Source organism: Amycolatopsis sp. NPDC003676, from assembly GCF_053587275.1.
In genome coordinates this window covers 1-1,108 of record NZ_JBSFNS010000388.1, presented here as the reverse complement: position 1 = coordinate 1,108, position 1,108 = coordinate 1, and the positions used below count along the sequence as shown (strand labels likewise).

Below are 1,108 nucleotides of genomic sequence, written 5' to 3'. Positions count from 1 at the left end.
GCCCCCGACCGGGGCAAGGTGTTCGTCCGGGAGGCCCCCGCCACCTCCGGTACGTTCTTCGCCGCCCCCGACTCCGAACGCTGGTCGCGCGTCGGCACCCTGCCCATCGAACTGCAACCGGGCTGGCGCCTGCGCATCAACGATTTCCTGCTGACCTACTGCGTCTGAGCCAGCTCATCGGGCCGAACTGTCCCGACGCCCGTGGTGTGCACGCTGTGCGTCCACGGGCGTCGGACCGCGATTCGGCTCAGGCCTCGAGGGCGTCCAGCAGTGCCGCGCGCTGGCGAGCACCGAGGCCGCCGATGCGGCGATCCTCGGGGATCTCGGCCTGATCCATCAGCTTGGCCGCCTTCACCGGGCCGACACCCGGCAGCGCCTTGATCACGGCGGCGACCTTGGTCTTCTTGACCAGGTCGTCGCTGTCGGCCTTCTTGAGCAGATCGGCGACGGTGACCTTGCCCTCCTTCACCTTGCCGATCAGTTCCGAGCGCGCCTTGCGCACGGCAGCCGCTTTGGCCAACGCCTCGGTGCGCTGTTCGGCGGTCATCGTAGGCAGTGCCATGTCTCCTCCGCTTCCACTCGTCACTCGAACATCTGATTGACGGACCGAGTAAACAGCAACCGAACGGCAGCACCAGTCCGACACACCGCGAGGATACGCCGATGAGTTTTGCGTGCTGGGCCCGTCGTAATGGGTGAACGACCTGCAAGACGGACGAAACGGACGAAAGGATCGGCGCCATGGAGCTCTCCCTGACCCAGTTCCGCACCATCGACGGCGTCCACCAGGCGCCGGGCGGGCCGCAGGAGGACACCGTCGACGGCTTCACCCACGGCGGCTGGCCGGCCCCCACCGGCGTGCTCATCGCGAGCCACCGCGCCGACGGGGCACCGGAGTACGGCGACTTCTCCGCGGGGTGATCCACGTAACACCACGCCCAGCTGCGACGAAACACCAGCAGAAGCACAAAACGGGACCAAGGTTCAACGGCGAACCACGGAGGATCAACGAAGCTCCTCGACCCCGGGCGCGACCGGTCACCGGTCGTCACCGTCTCCCCGTGACTGTGCGATGACAGCTACACAGTTGTGCGCCAGACGTTTCCGG

2 protein-coding genes are annotated in these 1,108 nt (G+C 67.1%); one reads left to right on the top strand and one right to left on the bottom strand.

Annotated features, from left to right (window positions below):
- Positions 1–247: 247 nt before the first annotated feature.
- Positions 248–547, bottom strand: coding sequence for an integration host factor, actinobacterial type (gene mihF / locus ACWDNU_RS46650; RefSeq protein WP_449673552.1), 300 nt, complete (start codon positions 545–547; stop codon positions 248–250).
- Between the two features lie 194 nt (positions 548–741).
- Between mihF and ACWDNU_RS46645 the strand changes: the two genes are divergently transcribed.
- The gene (locus ACWDNU_RS46645) at positions 742–921 is read left to right on the top strand and encodes a hypothetical protein (RefSeq protein ID WP_355277097.1); all 180 of its coding nucleotides are present in this window, start codon (positions 742–744) and stop codon (positions 919–921) included.
- Positions 922–1,108: the final 187 nt, after the last annotated feature.

Coding starts and splice junctions, on each gene's coding strand:
- mihF (WP_449673552.1), bottom strand. CDS start 547: ATGACCGCCGAACAGCGCACCGAGGCGTTGGCCAAAGCGGCTGCCGTG.
- ACWDNU_RS46645 (WP_355277097.1), top strand. CDS start 742: ATGGAGCTCTCCCTGACCCAGTTCCGCACCATCGACGGCGTCCACCAG.